This is a genomic window from Variovorax sp. J31P179 (assembly GCF_030316985.1).
Lineage (GTDB): Bacteria > Pseudomonadota > Gammaproteobacteria > Burkholderiales > Burkholderiaceae_C > Variovorax > Variovorax ginsengisoli_B.
Genome location: NZ_JASZYL010000002.1, coordinates 466,002 through 482,327, shown reverse-complemented (window position 1 = coordinate 482,327; position 16,326 = coordinate 466,002). Strand labels below are relative to the sequence as shown.

At 68.3% G+C, this 16,326-nt stretch carries 19 protein-coding genes; 8 read left to right on the top strand and 11 right to left on the bottom strand.

Going from position 1 to position 16,326, the window contains the following annotated elements; translation table 11 throughout:
• Positions 1-22: 22 nt before the first annotated feature.
• From QTI17_RS06660 to QTI17_RS06650, 3 genes are read left to right on the top strand one after another with little or no spacing between them, the layout of a single operon-like run.
• The gene (locus QTI17_RS06660; protein ID WP_286531843.1) at positions 23-1,357 is read left to right on the top strand and encodes a DUF3100 domain-containing protein; all 1,335 of its coding nucleotides are present in this window, start codon (positions 23-25) and stop codon (positions 1,355-1,357) included.
• Between the two features lie 21 nt (positions 1,358-1,378).
• The gene (locus QTI17_RS06655; RefSeq protein WP_286531842.1) at positions 1,379-2,548 is read left to right on the top strand and encodes a M20 aminoacylase family protein; all 1,170 of its coding nucleotides are present in this window, start codon (positions 1,379-1,381) and stop codon (positions 2,546-2,548) included.
• Positions 2,549-2,552: 4 nt separating this feature from the next.
• Positions 2,553-3,950: an L-serine ammonia-lyase gene (locus QTI17_RS06650; RefSeq protein WP_286532157.1), complete on the top strand. Its 1,398-nt coding sequence runs from the start codon at positions 2,553-2,555 to the stop codon at positions 3,948-3,950.
• A 13-nt stretch (positions 3,951-3,963) separates the two neighbouring features.
• Here the strand turns inward: QTI17_RS06650 and thpR are convergent, their stop codons facing one another.
• The 5 genes from thpR to guaB form a co-directional block, all read right to left on the bottom strand.
• The gene (gene thpR / locus QTI17_RS06645; RefSeq protein ID WP_286531841.1) at positions 3,964-4,488 is read right to left on the bottom strand and encodes an RNA 2',3'-cyclic phosphodiesterase; all 525 of its coding nucleotides are present in this window, start codon (positions 4,486-4,488) and stop codon (positions 3,964-3,966) included.
• Between the two features lie 21 nt (positions 4,489-4,509).
• Positions 4,510-6,123, bottom strand: coding sequence for a glutamine-hydrolyzing GMP synthase (gene guaA, locus QTI17_RS06640; RefSeq protein ID WP_286531840.1), 1,614 nt, complete (start codon positions 6,121-6,123; stop codon positions 4,510-4,512).
• 9 nt (positions 6,124-6,132) lie between these two features.
• Positions 6,133-6,567: a type II toxin-antitoxin system VapC family toxin gene (locus QTI17_RS06635; RefSeq protein WP_286531839.1), complete on the bottom strand. Its 435-nt coding sequence runs from the start codon at positions 6,565-6,567 to the stop codon at positions 6,133-6,135.
• Positions 6,564-6,812: a type II toxin-antitoxin system Phd/YefM family antitoxin gene (locus QTI17_RS06630; RefSeq protein WP_286531838.1), complete on the bottom strand. Its 249-nt coding sequence runs from the start codon at positions 6,810-6,812 to the stop codon at positions 6,564-6,566. Before QTI17_RS06630 ends, QTI17_RS06635 begins: the two co-directional genes overlap by 4 nt.
• A 75-nt stretch (positions 6,813-6,887) precedes the next feature.
• Positions 6,888-8,357, bottom strand: a complete 1,470-nt coding sequence (guaB, locus tag QTI17_RS06625) for an IMP dehydrogenase (protein WP_286529019.1) — start codon at positions 8,355-8,357, stop codon at positions 6,888-6,890.
• A 170-nt stretch (positions 8,358-8,527) separates the two neighbouring features.
• On the opposite strand from guaB, the gene QTI17_RS06620 reads away from it, so the two are divergent.
• Positions 8,528-9,064, top strand: coding sequence for a DUF4124 domain-containing protein (locus tag QTI17_RS06620; RefSeq protein ID WP_286531837.1), 537 nt, complete (start codon positions 8,528-8,530; stop codon positions 9,062-9,064).
• Positions 9,065-9,088: 24 nt separating this feature from the next.
• Here the strand turns inward: QTI17_RS06620 and QTI17_RS06615 are convergent, their stop codons facing one another.
• Positions 9,089-9,421: an RnfH family protein gene (locus QTI17_RS06615; RefSeq protein ID WP_286531836.1), complete on the bottom strand. Its 333-nt coding sequence runs from the start codon at positions 9,419-9,421 to the stop codon at positions 9,089-9,091.
• Positions 9,421-9,867, bottom strand: a complete 447-nt coding sequence (locus QTI17_RS06610; protein ID WP_286531835.1) for a type II toxin-antitoxin system RatA family toxin — start codon at positions 9,865-9,867, stop codon at positions 9,421-9,423. The genes QTI17_RS06615 and QTI17_RS06610 overlap by 1 nt, the downstream gene beginning before the upstream one ends.
• A gap of 62 nt (positions 9,868-9,929) precedes the next feature.
• Here QTI17_RS06610 and smpB point away from each other — a divergent pair, with 62 nt between their 5' ends.
• The 4 genes from smpB (at position 9,930) to QTI17_RS06590 (ending at position 12,173) form a co-directional block, all read left to right on the top strand.
• The gene (smpB, locus tag QTI17_RS06605) at positions 9,930-10,409 is read left to right on the top strand and encodes an SsrA-binding protein SmpB (protein ID WP_286504454.1); all 480 of its coding nucleotides are present in this window, start codon (positions 9,930-9,932) and stop codon (positions 10,407-10,409) included.
• Between the two features lie 72 nt (positions 10,410-10,481).
• The gene (locus QTI17_RS06600) at positions 10,482-10,988 is read left to right on the top strand and encodes an RNA polymerase sigma factor (RefSeq protein ID WP_286531834.1); all 507 of its coding nucleotides are present in this window, start codon (positions 10,482-10,484) and stop codon (positions 10,986-10,988) included.
• A 13-nt stretch (positions 10,989-11,001) separates the two neighbouring features.
• Positions 11,002-11,742 carry an anti-sigma factor family protein gene (locus QTI17_RS06595; RefSeq protein ID WP_286531833.1) on the top strand — a complete coding sequence of 247 codons (741 nt, stop codon included), beginning with the start codon at positions 11,002-11,004 and terminating at the stop codon, positions 11,740-11,742.
• Positions 11,743-11,789: 47 nt separating this feature from the next.
• On the top strand, positions 11,790-12,173 hold the full coding sequence (locus QTI17_RS06590) for a COG4315 family predicted lipoprotein (RefSeq protein WP_286531832.1): 384 nt from the start codon (positions 11,790-11,792) through the stop codon (positions 12,171-12,173).
• A gap of 72 nt (positions 12,174-12,245) precedes the next feature.
• Here QTI17_RS06590 and QTI17_RS06585 read toward each other — a convergent pair whose 3' ends face one another.
• Genes QTI17_RS06585 through rbfA form a run of 4 tightly spaced genes read right to left on the bottom strand, consistent with a single transcriptional unit; the run spans position 12,246 to position 16,315 of the window.
• Positions 12,246-13,160, bottom strand: a complete 915-nt coding sequence (locus tag QTI17_RS06585) for a DMT family transporter (RefSeq protein ID WP_286531831.1) — start codon at positions 13,158-13,160, stop codon at positions 12,246-12,248.
• Positions 13,161-13,173: 13 nt separating this feature from the next.
• Complete coding sequence (gene typA, locus QTI17_RS06580; RefSeq protein WP_286531830.1) at positions 13,174-14,997, bottom strand: translational GTPase TypA; 1,824 nt, start codon at positions 14,995-14,997, stop codon at positions 13,174-13,176.
• Positions 14,994-15,941, bottom strand: coding sequence for a tRNA pseudouridine(55) synthase TruB (gene truB, locus QTI17_RS06575; protein WP_286531829.1), 948 nt, complete (start codon positions 15,939-15,941; stop codon positions 14,994-14,996). Before truB ends, typA begins: the two co-directional genes overlap by 4 nt.
• A gap of 2 nt (positions 15,942-15,943) precedes the next feature.
• Positions 15,944-16,315 carry a 30S ribosome-binding factor RbfA gene (gene rbfA / locus QTI17_RS06570; RefSeq protein WP_093107543.1) on the bottom strand — a complete coding sequence of 124 codons (372 nt, stop codon included), beginning with the start codon at positions 16,313-16,315 and terminating at the stop codon, positions 15,944-15,946.
• Positions 16,316-16,326 lie beyond the last annotated feature (11 nt).

Genomic DNA, 16,326 nt, shown 5'->3' with positions numbered 1-16,326 from the left:
CCACTCCAGCCACTCGAATTCCATGACCTCCGCCACCGCTGCGCTCGCGTCCGAACCGTCGGGCACCTCCGTCCCGGGCAAACTCAAGCTCGTTGCCGTGGCCCTGATCGTGGTCGCGGTCGCCGAGCTCATCGGCTCCGCGCAGTTCAAGCTCGGCCCGGGCAAGGTGGTGCTGCTGCCGATGCTTTGGGCCCTGCTGCTGGCGGCGGCCTGGGGCATCGCCGCGCGCCGCACGCCGTCGATGGCGCGCATCGACACCGGCCTCCAGGCCTATGCCGGCGGCCTGCTCAACGCCGGCCTGCTGTTGTTCATCGTCAAGCTCGGCCTGACGGTCGGCGCCGCCCTGCCCTATGTGCGCGAGGCCGGCTGGGCCCTGGTGTTCCAGGAATTCGGCCATGCCTTCGGCACTCTGGCGCTGGGCCTGCCGCTGGCCCTGCTGCTGGGCATCAAGCGCGAGGCGGTGGGCGCGACCTTCTCGGTGGGCCGCGAGGGCAACCTGGCGATCATCGGAGAAAAGTACGGCATGGCCTCGGCCGAAGGCCGCGGCGTGCTGGCCGAATACATCACCGGGACCGTGCTCGGCGCCCTCTTCATCGCGGTGCTGGCCGGCTTCGTCACCAGCCTGCACATCTTCGATCCGCGCTCGCTCGCCATGGGCGCGGGCGTCGGCTCGGGCAGCCTGATGGCGGCGGCGATCGGTGCCATCAGCGCCCAGCAGCCGCCCGAGATGGTCAAGCAGCTCACCGCCATCGCTGCCGCCTCCAACCTGCTGACCACCGTGGTCGGCTTCTACTTCACGCTGTTCCTCTCGCTGCCGGTGTGCGTCTGGCTCTACGGCAAGCTGGAGCCGGTGCTGGGCCGCTTCTCGAAACGGCCGCAGGCCGACACCGCGGCGCTCTCCGGCATGGCCGGCGTCGCCGCCCCCGACATGCGCTTCGCCGACACCTTGGTCGCCTGGGTCGTGATGACCGGCGGCGTCATGATCGGCAACCTGCTGTCGTTCAAGGTGCCGGTGCTGCAGTCGCTGGCCGGGATGCTCGCCGTCATCGCCGTGGTGGCGGTGGTCGGGCTGGTCAAGCGCCTGCTGCCGAAGATGCCGATGGTGCTGGTGCTCTCGCTGGTCGCCACAGTGGCCGGCATTCCGGGGCTGCTGCCGTTTTCGGATGCGCTGATCGCGGTCACGGCCAAGCTCAACTTTCTGGCCTTCACCACGCCGGTGCTGGCACTCGCCGGCTTCTCGGTCGCCAAGGACCTGCCGATGTTCCGCCAGCTCGGCTGGCGCATCGTGGTGGTCTCGCTGACCGCCACCGCCGGCACCTTCCTCGGCGCGACCCTGATCGCCGAATTCTTCCACTGACCCCATCGAGACGAAACGCCCATGTACCGCGAAACCGAGATTGCCGAAGACACCTGCCAGCGCATGCTGGCCTGGCGCCACGACATCCACGCCAACCCCGAGACCGCCTTCGAGGAGCACCGCACCGCCAACGTGGTGGCCAATGCCCTGATGCTGATGGGCATCCCGGTGCACCGCGGGCTGGCCGGCACCGGCGTGGTCGGCACGCTCACGAACGGCGATGGCCCCAGCATCGCGCTGCGCGCGGACCTCGACGCGCTCAACATGACCGAGCTCGGCGAGCGCGCCCACAAGTCCACCTGCGTGGGCAAGATGCACGGCTGCGGCCACGACGGCCACACCGCGATGCTGCTCGGCGCGGCCGACCACCTGGCGCGGCACAAGCCCTTCAAGGGCACGGTGCACTTCGTCTTCCAGCCGGCCGAGGAGAACGAAGGCGGCGGCCGCCGGATGGTCGACGAAGGCCTGTTCGAGCAGTTCCCGGCCGACGCGGTCTACGGCATGCACAACTTTCCCGGCATGCCGCGCGGGCAGTTCGGCATTCGCACCGGCACCATGACCGCCCTCCTCGACACCTTCGAGATCGTGATCACCGGCAAGGGGTGCCACGGCGCGATGCCCGAGACCGGGATCGACCCGGTGATGATCTCGGCGCAGCTGGTCAACGCCCTGCAGACCATCGTGAGCCGGCGCGTCGCCGCCACCGACTCGGCGGTGGTCAGCGTGACCCAGATCCACGGCGGCGACACCTGGAACGTGGTGCCCGAGAGCGTGGTGCTGCGCGGCACGGCGCGCACGCTCGACGCCGCGATCCAGGACAGGCTCGAGGCCGCCATGGGACAGATCTGCGCCGGCATGGCCCAGACCCACGGCGCCGAGGTGGCGCTCAGGTACATGCGCGGCTACCCCGGCGTGGTCAACACGGCCGCCGAGACCGCGGCCGCCGCCGCCGCCGCCGCCAGCTTGGTTGGCGAGGCGCAGGTCCACACCGACATCAAGCCGGCGATGGGTTCGGAAGACTTCGCCTTCATGCTGCAGAAGCGGCCTGGCGCCTACATCGGCATCGGCGCCGGCGAGGGGCCGGACGATCCGCCGATCCACAACCCCTACTACGACTTCAACGACCGGATCCTGCCGCTCGGCGCCGCCTACTGGGTGGCACTGGTCAAGCGGCAGCTTTCGGCCGCATAGTGCGCTGATGCTGTCTGTCTTCGACATCTTCAAGGTCGGCATCGGTCCGTCGAGTTCGCACACCGTCGGGCCGATGCGGGCAGCGCTGATGTTCGCCCGCGCGCTCGATGCCGAAGGGCTGCTGGCGGCGACGGCCGGCGTGCGGGTCCGGCTCTACGGCTCGCTCGGTGCGACCGGGCACGGCCATGCGACGGACGTGGGCGCGATGCTCGGCCTGATGGGCGAGGCGCCCGACAGCGTCGACCCGGCCAGCGTCCGGCCGCGGCTCGATGCCCTGCGCCGCAGCGGCCAGCTGGCCCTGCTGGGCCGCCATCCGATCGGCTTCGAAGCGGGCCGCGACATCGCGTTCGTCGGCCACGAATCGCTGGCCGAGCATCCCAACGGCATGCGGATGGTGGCGCTCGATGCCGCGGGCTCGGTGCTGGCCGACCGCTGCTATTTCTCGGTCGGCGGCGGCTTCGTGGTCGAAGGCGGGGTTGCCGCGGCGCCAGCCGATACCTCGGCCGGCCTCGCATGGCCCCATCCCTTCCGCACCGGCGACGAGCTCATCTCGCGCGCCAGCCAGCATGGCCTGAGCGTGGCGCGGCTCATGCTGGACAACGAAGGCGCCTGGCGCGCCCCGGGCGAGGTCCGCGCCGGTGTCCTGCGCATCTGGGAGGTCATGCAGCAGTGCGTGCGGCGCGGCCTCGGCATCGACAACGCCAGCGCTTCCGAGCGCCTGCCCGGCAACCTCAACATCCGCCGCCGTGCCCCGCAGCTGTACCGGGAGCTGCTGGCGCGCGATGCGGGTGCCGCTGGCGCCGACCCGCTGGCCGCGATGGACTGGGTCAATGCCTTCGCGATGGCGGTCAACGAGGAAAACGCCGCCGGCGGCCGCGTGGTCACGGCGCCGACCAACGGCGCGGCGGGCGTGATTCCCGCGGTGCTGCACTACTACCGGAAGTTCTGCCCCGGCGCCTCGGACGATGGCGTGGTCGACTTCCTGCTCACCGCGGCCGCAATCGGCATGCTCTACAAGGCCAACGCGTCGATCTCGGGTGCCGAAGTCGGCTGTCAGGGCGAAGTCGGTGTCGCCTGTTCGATGGCCGCCGGGGCACTGGCGGCCGTGCTCGGCGGCACGCCGGCGCAAGTCGAGAACGCGGCCGAGATCGGCATGGAGCACAACCTGGGCCTGACCTGCGACCCGGTCGGCGGACTGGTGCAGATCCCGTGCATCGAACGCAACGCCATGGGCGCGGTCAAGGCCATCAATGCGGCGCGGCTTGCGCTGCGCGGCGACGGCAGCCACTGCGTGTCGCTCGACGCCGTCATCAAGACCATGATGCAGACCGGCGAGGACATGAAGTCGAAGTACAAGGAGACGTCGCTGGGGGGGCTGGCGGTGAATGTGGTGGAGTGCTGAGCGGCCGCGATCTTCAACCGTTCAAGGGCCAGCGCCCGAGCACCACATACCGCCCCTGGCCGACGAGGCTCTGGAGCAGGACGAATTCGCGGGCCTTCCAGGCCACGGGCCCCACCGGCTGCTCAGGCACTGCACGCGCGTCGCGAAGTAGCGTGAGGTGCGGGGTGAAGCTTCCAGTGTCGACATCCACCCCGTGCAGGGACAGTGCAACCCCCAGGGTGGACCGGAAATCCTGCAGCGGTTGCAGTGCTTCCCGGTTGAGCAGGACGAGCGGGCGCTTCTTCGCGCCGGACTTGAAGCTCGTGGCCATGTCGAAGCGAACTTCGAATGCCGGGCAGTCCAGGGTCGCGGCGGCACGCAGCGCGCGGGCCAGGGTTTCTTGCCGCAGCGCGCCCAGGTGATGCAGCGTGACATGCAGCCGCTGCGCGTCGGTCGCCTGCGCCTTCAGGTCATGGGCGGCGCGCAGGCCCTCGGCCAATTCGACGGCCCGGCCAGCGGCTGCGGGCTCCGGCTGAAGGGCGAAGAACAGGCTGTCCATCGGCCCGCCCAGCGTCGAAACTCACTCCCACTCGATCGTCGCCGGCGGCTTGCTGCTCACGTCGTAGGTCACGCGGTTGATCCCACGCACCTCGTTGATGATTCGCCCCGACACCTTCTTCAGCAGCGCGTAGGGCAGCTCGGCCCAGTCGGCGGTCATGAAGTCGCTGGTCTGCACCGCGCGCAGCGCCACCACGTAGTCGTAGGTGCGGCCGTCGCCCATCACGCCGACGCTCTTCACCGGCAGGAACACCGTGAAGGCCTGGCTCGTGAGGTCGTACCAGCTCTTGCCGCTCGCCGGGTCGATGAAGTTGTGCAGTTCCTCGATGAAGATCGCGTCGGCGCGGCGCAGCAGGTCGGCGTATTCCTTCTTGACCTCGCCGAGGATGCGCACGCCCAGGCCCGGGCCCGGGAACGGATGGCGGTACACCATGCCGGGCGGCAGGCCGAGTGCCACGCCGAGCTCGCGGACCTCGTCCTTGAACAGGTCGCGCAGCGGCTCCAGCAGCTTCAGGCCCAATTGCTCGGGCAAGCCGCCGACGTTGTGGTGGCTCTTGATCGTCACGGCCTTCTTGCTCTTGGCGCCGCCCGACTCGATCACGTCCGGATAGATGGTGCCCTGCGCCAGCCATTTCGCGCCCTTGGCGCCCGCGCTCGTGAGCTTGGCCGCCTCCTGCTTGAACACCGTGACGAATTCGCCGCCGATGATCTTGCGCTTGGCTTCGGGGTCGCTCACGCCGGCCAGCTTGCCGAGGAACAGCTCGCTGGCATCGACGCGGATCACCTTGGCATGCAGCTGGCCGACGAACATGTCCATCACCATGTCGCCCTCGTTCAGCCGCAGCAGGCCGTGGTCGACGAAGACGCAAGTCAGCTGGTCGCCGATGGCGCGATGGATCAGCGCCGCGGCCACCGACGAATCGACGCCGCCCGAGAGGCCGAGGATCACCTCCTCGTCGCCCACCTGCTGGCGGATCGACTCCACCGCCTCGGCAATGTGGTCGCGCATCACCCAGTCGCGCCGCGCCGCGCAGATGTCGACCACGAAGCGGTCGAGGATCGCCTTGCCCTGCTGCGTGTGCGTGACTTCGGGGTGGAACTGCACCGCATAGAAGTGCCGCGCCTCGTCGGCCATGCCGGCGATCGGGCAGCTCTCGGTCGACGCCATCAGCTTGAAGCCAGGCGGCAATTCGGTGACCTTGTCGCCGTGGCTCATCCAGACGTTGAGCATGCCGTGCCCGTCCTCGGTCGTGAAGTCGGCAATGTCGCGCAGCAGCTCGGTGTGGCCGCGCGCACGCACCGCCGCGAAGCCGAACTCGCGCTTGTGGCCGCCCTCGACCTTGCCGCCCAGCTGGTGCGCCATGGTCTGCATGCCGTAGCAGATGCCGAGCACCGGCACGCCGAGCTCGAACACCGCCTGCGGCGCCTTGTCGGTGGTCTCCTCGTACACACTCGCATGGCTGCCCGAGAGGATCACGCCCTTCAGCGTGCCGTCCTTGGCGAACTCGCGCACCCATTCGTCGGTCACGTCGCAGGGATGGACTTCAGAGAACACATGCGCCTCGCGCACGCGGCGCGCGATCAGCTGGGTGACTTGCGAGCCGAAATCGAGGATGAGGATCTTGTCGTGTTGCATGGCGATGACTCAGAGCATTGAAATGTCGAAGAGGCGGACACCCGCTTGCGGCGCCGCCTGGATAAGTTGCGGGTCGAAGGTGGCGAGCGGAAGGTCGAGCGATCGGGCCAGCCAGAGATAGCCCGCGTCGTATTGCGAGACACCGGCGTCGATGGCCACGGCGAGCACCGCCTTGTGCTGGGCCGGCGCCAGGTCATGGAGCTCGACGCGGTGCCGGATGGCGTCGAGGACGCTCCACAGCCCTTCGACCGCCGACGACGGGATGCGTCCGCTGCGCACGCCGTTGGCGAGGATGTTGGCGCACTCCCACTGCCAGGCATTGGGCGCCTGCGGCTCGACCTCGTCGCGGCGGATCGCGGCGTAGAGCTTGCGGGTGTGTTCGCTGGCCTGGTCGGGCAGCAGCCAGGCCGCGGTGACCGATGCGTCCATGACGAAGGCCGTCATGACTGTCGCCCTTCATCGCGCAGGGCCCGGACCGCGGTGCCAGGCTTGATGGTGGCGTGCAGCGCATCGATCTGCCCCAGTTCGCGGGCGATCTGCTCGTCGGTGATGACCGGCTTGCGCCGCACCGGCAGCATGCGCACGACTTCCTTGCCGTGGCGCGTGATGCGCACTTCCTCGCCCTTCTCGACCAGGTCGATCAGGGCCGAGAAGTTGTTCTTGGCTTCGGAGATACCGAGGGATTGCATTGGGGCCAGAAAAAATAATCTGGCCCGAATTCTAGCGCGATCTGGCCCGATTTTCAGATTCGGGCCAGATTAGCCTCATTCGGCCCTGTAGTTCGGGGCTTCCTTGGTGATCTGCACGTCGTGCACATGGCTCTCGCGAATGCCCGCCGTGGTGATCTCGACGAACTCCGCCTTGTTCTTCATGTCGTCGATCGTGGCGCAGCCGCAGTAGCCCATGCTGGCGCGCAGGCCGCCGGACATCTGGTAGACGATCGAGACCATCGAGCCCTTGTACGGCACGCGGCCCTCGATGCCTTCGGGCACCAGCTTGTCGGCATTCGGATTGCCGGTGCTCGATTCCTGGAAGTAGCGGTCGGCGCTGCCCTGCTGCATCGCGCCGATCGAGCCCATGCCGCGGTAGCTCTTGTAGCTGCGGCCCTGGAACAGCACGATCTCGCCCGGCGCCTCTTCGGTGCCGGCGAACATGCCGCCCATCATCACGGTGCTGGCGCCGGCCGCGATCGCCTTGGCGATGTCACCCGAATAGCGCACGCCGCCGTCGGCGATCAGCGGCACGCCCGTGCCCTGCAGTGCGGTGGCGACGTTGTCGATTGCCATGATCTGCGGCACGCCCACGCCGGCCACGATGCGGGTGGTGCAGATCGAGCCGGGGCCGATGCCGACCTTGACCGCGTCGGCGCCGGCATCGGCCAGCGCCCGGGCGGCGTCGCCGGTGGCGATGTTGCCGCCGATGACGTCGACCTGCGGATAGTTCTGCTTGACCCAGCGCACGCGCTCGATGACGCCGGCGCTGTGGCCGTGCGCGGTGTCGACCACGATGGCATCGACGCCGGCCCTGACCAGCGCCTCGACGCGCTCCTCGGTGCCCTCGCCCACGCCCACCGCCGCGCCCACACGCAGCCGGCCGCTGCCGTCGCGCGCCGCGTTCGGGAAGCTGGTCTGCTTGGTGATGTCCTTGACGGTGATCAGGCCCTTGAGCTCCCAGGCCTCGTTGATGACCAGCAGTCGCTCGAGCTTGTGCTTGTTGAGGAGCGCCTTGGCATCGGCCAGCGTGGTGCCGTCGGGCACCGTGATGAGCCGGTCGCGCCGGGTCATGATCTCGCTGACCGGAACGTCGTAGCGGCTCTCGAATCGCAGGTCGCGCCCGGTGACGATGCCGACCACCTTTCCGGCGTCGCAGACCGGGAAGCCCGAGATGCCCAATTGGTCGGACAGCGCCATCACCTGCCGCACGGTGTGGGTGGGGGTGATCACGACCGGGTCGCGCAGCACGCCGGATTCGTAGCGCTTCACCTTGGCCACCTGCGCCGCCTGCTCGGTCGGCGTGAGGTTCTTGTGGACGATGCCGATGCCGCCTTCCTGTGCGATGGCGATCGCGAGGCGTGCTTCGGTCACGGTGTCCATCGCTGCCGACACGAGCGGCAGGTTGAGCGTGATGTTGCGGGAGAGCCGGGTGGCGAGGGAGGTGTCCTTGGGAAGGACCTGGGAGAACGCTGGCACCAGCAACACGTCGTCGAAGGTGAGCGCTTTGCCGAGAAGGCGCATGGGTGAAGCTCCAAAAGACGGATTGTAACGATGGCTCGGCGTCCGGGCAGGCAAAGGGACATGCCGCTTCCGGTTCCCCGACGCTCCGGGTGCGGCCAAAATGCCGCGCGAGCGTTGCAAATACGCCAGCGAGCACGTTGCAAAACGTAAGGCGGCGCTAAACTTGGCGCATGAAGCTCGCGCAGTTGCTCGTCATCGGGTCGGTTTTCCTGTTGCCCCTGGGTGCGCACGCCCAATGGCAATGGCTCGACAAGGACAACAAGAAGGTCTTCAGCGACCAGGCGCCGCCACCGGACATCCCCGAAAAGAACATCCTGCGCCGGCCCAGCCCGCCGCCCAAGCGGCTGAACTTCAGCGCGCCGCCGGCAGCGGGCGACGCGACCGACACTGCGGCGGCCTCGCCGCCGGCCGCCCCTGCACCTGTCCCGGCTGTACCGGCCAAGGGCGCCGGTGTCGACAAGGAGCTCGAAGAGAAGGCCCGCAAGGCCGAGGAAGCCGAGAAAGCCAAGCAAGCCGCCGAGGCGCAGAAGATCGCCCAGGCGAAGGCCGAAAACTGCAACCGGGCGCGCCAGGGCAAGGCGACCATGGACAGCGGCATCCGCGTCGCCCGCGTCAATGCCCAGGGCGAGCGCATCATCATGGACGACGAGGCGCGCGCGAACGAGCAGAAACGCCTCGATTCCGTCATCGCCGCCGACTGCAAGTAGCGAGTGCCGCCCGCGGCGGCCGCTTCAGTACCCGGCCTTGCCGCCCTTGCGTCGGTTCGCGAACAGCCCGGTGCCGCGCGCGCCCTGCTGGCGAAAGCGCTCGCGGCGCGCGACCTTGGGGTCGACCGTGAGCGGGCGGCACAGCTCGACCCGGTCGAGGTCGCGCACGGCCTGCTCCCATGCCACCGCGCGGCCCCAGATGCCCGGCGACAGCGAGGCCCAGTCGAGACCGGGCAGCGCCTGCGCCAGGCCGCTGGCCATGACGGCATCGCGCACGGTCGCGCCCGGCGCGACATCGAGGACCTGCTCGAAAACCTCGCGCGCTGCCGGCGAACAGGCCACAGTGACCCGCGGCATCACACGTCCCCGTAGACCTGCTCGGCGCGCTTCACGAAAGCCTCCACCAGGTTCGAGGCGACCTTGTCGAACACCGGGCCGACCAGCGCCTGCAGCGCGAAGTTGCTGAAGCCGTAGCTCAGGTTGAGCTCGACCCGGCAGGCGCGTTCGCCCTCCTCGCCGACCGGCGTGAAGGTCCAGACGCCATCGAGGTTGGAGAACGGGCCGTCGACCAGCTTCAGGTGCACCTCGCGGCCCGGCACGTGGGTGTTTCGGGTGGTGAAGCTGTGGTGAAAGCCGCTGAACGCCAGGCCGACCTCGGCCGTCATGCCGAGCTCGCTGTGCTCGATGACCTTGGAGCGGTCGCACCACGGCAGGAACTCGGGATACTTCGCCACGTCGGTGACGAGCGCGTACATCTCTTCGGCGCTGTACCAGATCAGAACGGACTTGTGGACTGTTTTCATAGAATCGGCACAGCGTGCGCGACGGATTGTATTGAAGCCATGCAGCCCTCACCTGAAACACCATGGCCACCAAAAAGAAGCAAGACCCCTCCTCCCGCATCGCCGACAACAAGAAGGCCGCGTACAACTACTTCTTCGAAGAGCGCTTCGAGGCCGGCATGGTGCTCGAAGGCTGGGAGGTCAAGTCCCTGCGCGAAGGCAAGGTGCAGCTGACCGACGGCTACGTCGTGATCCGCGAAGGCGAGCTCTACGTGATCGGCTGCCAGATCAATCCGCTCAAGTCGGCCTCGACCCACATCAACCCCGACTCGGTGCGCACCAAGAAGCTGCTGCTGCACAAGGAGCAGATCCGCCGCCTGATCGGAAAGGTCGAGCAGAAGGGCTATACGCTGGTGCCGCTCAACCTCCACTGGAAGGCCGGCAAGGTCAAGTGCGAGATCGCCCTGGCCAAGGGGAAGGCCGAGCACGACAAGCGCGACACCATCAAGGACCGAGAAGGCAAGCGCGAGGTCGAGCGCGCCATGAAGAGCCGCAGCCGTTGACGAAGAATTTTTTTTCGCGGCCGGTGGAATAAACGGCGGCCCGGCGGCGTTCGTGCATCAGGTACACCCGACATGGATCCACGCGCCCTCGTCCCCCACATACCGAGCCTGCGGCGCTACGCCCGCGCGCTGACCGGCGACGCCTGGGCGGCCGACGACCTGGTGCAGGACACGCTGGAGCGCGCCTGCGGCAAATGGCGGCTCTGGAGCCTGGGGACCGACCTGCGGGCCTGGCTGTTCACGATCATGCACAACCAGTTCGCCAGCCAGATGCGGCGCGCGCCGCAGCGCGCCATGGTCGACATCGACGACGCCGCGCATGAACTGCGCGCGCCTGACGGGCAACGCGACCAAGCGATCGACCTGCAGCGCTGCCTGCTGCTGCTGCCCGAAGACCAGCGCGCGGTGCTGCTGCTGGTCGCGCTCGAGGACCTGTCCTACGCCCAGGTGGCGAAGGTCCTCGGCATCCCGGCCGGCACCGTGATGTCGCGCCTGTCGCGGGCGCGTACCCGCCTGCAGGCCCTGATGGACGAGGCGCCACCGGTCGCCGGCCGCACGGCCCTGCGCCGCCTCAAGTAACCGGCTGCCCGCCATGAACACCCCGCCTCCGCCCCTCGACGACGACGATCCGAACGCCTGGCTGGCCCAGCGCGACGCCCTGCGCCAACTGCATCGCGAGGTGCTCGACGAGCCCGTGCCCGCGACCCTGCTGGCGGCGGCGGGCGCCGGGGGCGGGCCGCGCCGCGCCGACGCCACTTGGCTGCGCTGGGGCGGCATGGCGGCTGCCGTGCTGATCGCCTTCGGCGCCGGCTGGATCGCCAATTCGCAGTGGCTGCGCGCCACCGGCAGCAGCGCGCGGATGGCCCGCGCCGTTCCGGCCGCGCGGGAGTTCGTGCACGCGGCAACGGTCGCGCATGCGGTCTACGCCCCCGAGAAGCGGCATCCGGTGGAGGTCGCCGCGGCCGAGCAGCAGCACCTGCTCCAGTGGCTCTCCAAACGGCTCGAACGGCCCTTGAGACTGCCCGATCTGTCGGCCCAGGGCTACACGCTCGTCGGCGGCCGCCTGCTGCCGGGCAGCCAGGGGCCCAGGGCACAGTTCATGTTCGAAGGTGCCGGCGGCGAACGCGTGACGCTGTACCTCGGCAGCCTCGACGGCGCTGCGGCGTCGGGGTCGGACGAAACCGCCTTCAGCTTCGCCACCGAGGGCCCGGTGCCGAGCTTCTACTGGGTCGATCGCGGCTTCGGCTACGCTCTGGCGGGCGCGCTTCCGCGCGATGCCTTGCTGGCCCTGGCGACCGCCGTGTACCGTCAACTCGAAAGTACCGGCGGCTAGACTGTCCGGGCTGCATTCCGATTTTTTTAACCGAAGGAGAAAACTTCATGAAACTGCTCAGCGCCTCGATTCTTGCCGCTGCCCTGCTCGCCGGTTGCGGCAGCATGTCCAGCAAGGCGCCGGACACTCCGACCCGCACCGCCGACGGCGTGCTGATCGGCCCCACCGGCATGACGCTCTACACCTTCGACCGCGACGTCGTCGGCAGCGGCAAGTCCGCCTGCAACGGCCCCTGCATCACCGCCTGGCCGGCACTCAAGGTGGCCGACACGGCCAAGCCGATGGGTGCCTACACCATCATCACGCGCGAGGACGGCACCAAGCAATGGGCCTACAAGGGCGCGCCGCTGTACTACTGGTCGAAGGACACCAAGACCGGCGACAAGACCGGCGACGGCTTCAACGGCGTCTGGAAGGTGGCCCGGCCCTGAGGCCGAAGACGCGCCTGAACGGCGTGTCGATGAAGAATGCCGGCGCTGGACGCCGGCATTTTTTTGCGCGCCTCAGCGCGCCGCAGTCAGCGCCTGGCGCGAGGCGTCCCGCCGCTCCCTCAGACCCAGCAGTTCGTTGAAGACCAGGGCGCCGATGACCAGCGCGCCGCCCGTCAGCACGCTCGGCTCGGGCTCCTCGCCGGCGCCGATCCAGGCCAGCGCGATGCCGAAGATCACTTCGAGCAGCGCCAGCAGCGCCACTTCGGGCGCCTTCAGCACGCGCGCGCACAACACCGAGAGAACGCAGGGAATCGCCAGCTGGAACAGGCCCAGGAAGGCCAGCAGTCCGAGGTCGTGCGCATTGGCCTGGAACGGCCAGGCCAGCGGCAGCGTGACCAGCGTGGAGATCGCGGCCCCGATCAGCACGGCCGGCACCAGGTCGATGTCGTGCCCCTTGGCATGCGCATGCTGGACCACGGTCCAGTTGCAGGCGCCGGCCAGCGGCACGCAGAGCGCCACCAGGGTGCCGAGCAGTTGACCTTCGCCGAGCTGGGTGCCGTACATCCAGCCGATGCCGAGGCCCGCCACCACGATCGCCGCCCAGGTCCGCGCCGGCAGCTTGTGGCCGATGAAGATCCGGGCGCCGAGCGCCGTCAGCAATGGACTGAGCGCCATTGTGACCAGCACGTTGGCGACGCTGGTCAGGGTGAGCGCGACCATGAAGGCCGTGAACATCACGCTCCAGCAAACGCCGGAGATCCACAGTTCGCGCCCGCCCTGGCGAAGCTTCGCGAACACCGCGCGGCCCTGCCAGAGCGGCAGGATCACGACCAGCGAAACCAGCGTGAAGAAGCTGCGCCAGAACGTCACCTCGAAGCTGCGCGCGTGCTCCAGATGCCGCGTGACGACTCCGGCCGTGGCCCACATCAAGGTGACGCAGACCATCAGCCAGACGGCACGCCCGTGGGTCAGACCACGTCCGCTCATGGCCTTGTGGCGCTTACTCGCGCGAAGCGCGCTTGCGCTCGTGTTCCTTCAGGTAGCGCTTGCGCAGGCGCACGCTCTTGGGCGTGATCTCGACCAGTTCGTCGTCCTCGATGAACTCGACGCCGTATTCGAGCGTGAGCTCGATCGGGGGCGTGATCTTGATCGCGTCTTCCTTGCCCGAGACACGGAAGTTGGTCAGCTGCTTGGTGCGCGTGGCGTTGACCACCAGGTCGTTGTCGCGGCTGTGGATGCCGACGATCATGCCTTCGTACACCGGATCGTTGGCACGCACGAACATGCGGCCGCGGTCGTCCAGCTTGCCCAGCGCGTAGGTGAAGATCTCGCCGTCGTCCATCGAGATCAGCACGCCGTTCTTGCGGCTGCCGATCTCGCCCTTGAAGGGTTCGTAGCGGTCGAAGATGTTCGAGATCAGGCCCGAGCCGCGCGTCAGGTTCAGGAATTCGTTGGTGAAGCCGATCAGGCCGCGCGCCGGAATCCGGTACTCGAGGCGCACGCGGCCGCGGCCGTCCGGTTCCATGTTGACGAGTTCGCCCTTGCGCTCGCCCAGCGCCTGCATCACGCCGCCCTGGTGCTGGTCCTCGATGTCGGCCGTGACGAGCTCGATCGGCTCGTGCTTCTCGCCGTTGATCTCGCGGAACACCACGCGCGGCTTGGACACGGCCATTTCGAAGCCCTCGCGGCGCATGTTCTCCAGCAGGATGGTCAGGTGCAGTTCACCGCGGCCCATCACTTCGAAGATGCCTTCCTCGTCGGTCTCGCTCACGCGCAACGCCACGTTGTGCTGCAGTTCCTTTTGCAGGCGGTCCCAGATCTGGCGGCTGGTGACGTACTTGCCTTCGCGGCCGGCCAGCGGACTGGTGTTGACGCAGAAGTTCATGGTCAGGGTCGGCTCGTCGACCTTGAGCATCGGCAGCGGCGCCGGGTTCGTCGGGTCGGTCACGGTGACGCCGATGCCGATGTCGGAGATGCCGTTGATCAGCACGATCTCGCCCGGGCCGGCCTCGGTGGCCTGCACGCGCTCCAGGCCCTGGAAGGTCAGCACCTGGTTGACGCGGCCCTTGACGGTCTTGCCGTCCGGGCCTTCCATGACGACCACGTCCATCATGGGCTTGATGGTGCCCTGGCTGATGCGGCCGACGCCGATGCGGCCGACGAAGGTCGAGAAGTCGAGCGCCGAGATCTGCAGCTGCAGCGGCGCCTTCGGGTCGCCCTTCTGGGCCGGCACGTGCTTCAGGATGGTGTTGAACAGGGCCGACATGTCGGGGCCCCACTGCTCGCCCTGGCCGCCTTCTTCGAGCGACGACCAGCCGTTGATGCCCGAGGCATAGACCACCGGGAAGTCGAGCTGCTCGTCGGTTGCGCCGAGCTTGTCGAACAGGTCGAAGGCCGCGTTCACCACGTAGTCGGGACGCGCGCCCGGCTTGTCGACCTTGTTCACCACCAGGATCGGCTTCAGGCCCAGGGCCAGCGCCTTCTTGGTCACGAAGCGGGTCTGGGGCATCGGGCCTTCCTGGGCGTCGATCAGCAGCACCACACCGTCCACCATGCTCAGCGCACGCTCGACCTCGCCGCCGAAGTCCGCGTGGCCGGGGGTGTCGACGATGTTGATGTGCGTGCCTTCCCAGGTCACGGCGCAGTTCTTGGCCAGGATCGTGATGCCGCGCTCTTTTTCGATCGCGTTGTTGTCCATCACGGTGTCGACCACCTTCTCGTGCTCGGCGAAGGTGCCGGACTGGCGCAGCAGCTGGTCGACCATGGTGGTCTTGCCATGGTCCACGTGGGCGATGATGGCGATGTTGCGAATCTGTTGGGTCATGGTGTCGCTTCGGTCAAAAGTAATGTCTGCTGGATTTCGATGGGGCTCAGCAGCCGCCCCGGTATCAGTTCGCCGGCCTTCACGTGGGCCGTGCCAAGGAAGGCCTCGGGCTCGTTGCCGAACACCGCCACGGCGGGCGCGTCGGACCAGGGGCCGCGCCGGCGCAGGCCGGAAAGGAAGCGCCCGGCATCTTCGGCGCCGAGCGTGACGCGCGTGTGATCGGCCACCAGCGCTTCGGTCGGCAGCAGGCAGGCCAGCCGCTCGTCCTCGTTCATGGCTTCGAGGGCCTCGAGCGTGATGCACTGGGAGACATCGAAGCCGCCGGTGGCGGTGCGGCGCAGCGAAGTGAGGTGGGCGCCGCAGCCGAGGGCCTCGCCGATGTCCTCGCCGAGCGTCCGGATGTAGGTGCCCTTGCTGACGGACGCCTCGATGCGGATGTCGATGTCCGAGAGCGCCGCCAGCGCGAGCCTGTAGATCACGACGTCGCGCGGCGCGCGCTCGACCTCGATGCCCTCGCGGGCGTATTCGTAGAGCGCGCGGCCGTCCTTCTTGAGCGCGCTGTGCATCGGCGGCACCTGGCGGATCGGGCCGGTGAACTGCGACTGCACGCGCGCCAGGTCGTCGGCGGCGACGGCCACCGGCCGTTCGGCGATCACATCGCCCTCGGCATCGCCGGTGGCGGTCTTCACGCCCAGGCGGGCGCTCGCCTCATAGGTCTTGTCGGCGTCGAGGTGGAGCTGGCTGAACTTGGTGGCCGAGCCGAAGCACAACGGCAGCACGCCGGTCGCGAGCGGATCGAGCGTGCCGGTGTGGCCGGCTTTTTCGGCGCGCAGCAACCACTTGGCCTTCTGCAAGGCCTGGTTGCTGGAGAGACCCAGCGGTTTGTCGAGCAGCAACACCCCATGCACAGGGCGCCGCTGCACCCTTGTGCGTGGCGCGTTCATCTTCAGTCGTCTTTCGAGCGAGAAGCGACGGCCTGCGCGATCAGCGCATTCATGTCGGCCGCACGCTCGGTGGTGCGGTCGAACTGGAAATGCAGGGTCGGCACGGTGTGGATGTGCAGGCGCTTGAACAGGCCGTTGCGCAGGAAGCCCGCGGCCTGGTTCAAGGCTTCGGTGGTCTCGACCGGATCGCCCACGAGCAGGCTGAAGAAGACCTTCGCATGCGCGTAGTCGGGCGTGACCTCGACCGCCTGGATCGTGACCATGCCCACCCGCGGGTCCTTGAGTTCGCGCGCGATCAATTCCGTCAGATCGCGCTGGATCTGGTCGGCGACCTTGAAGGCGCGGTTCGGGGCTGCGGCTTTGCGTTTGGGCATGGCGGGGGTCG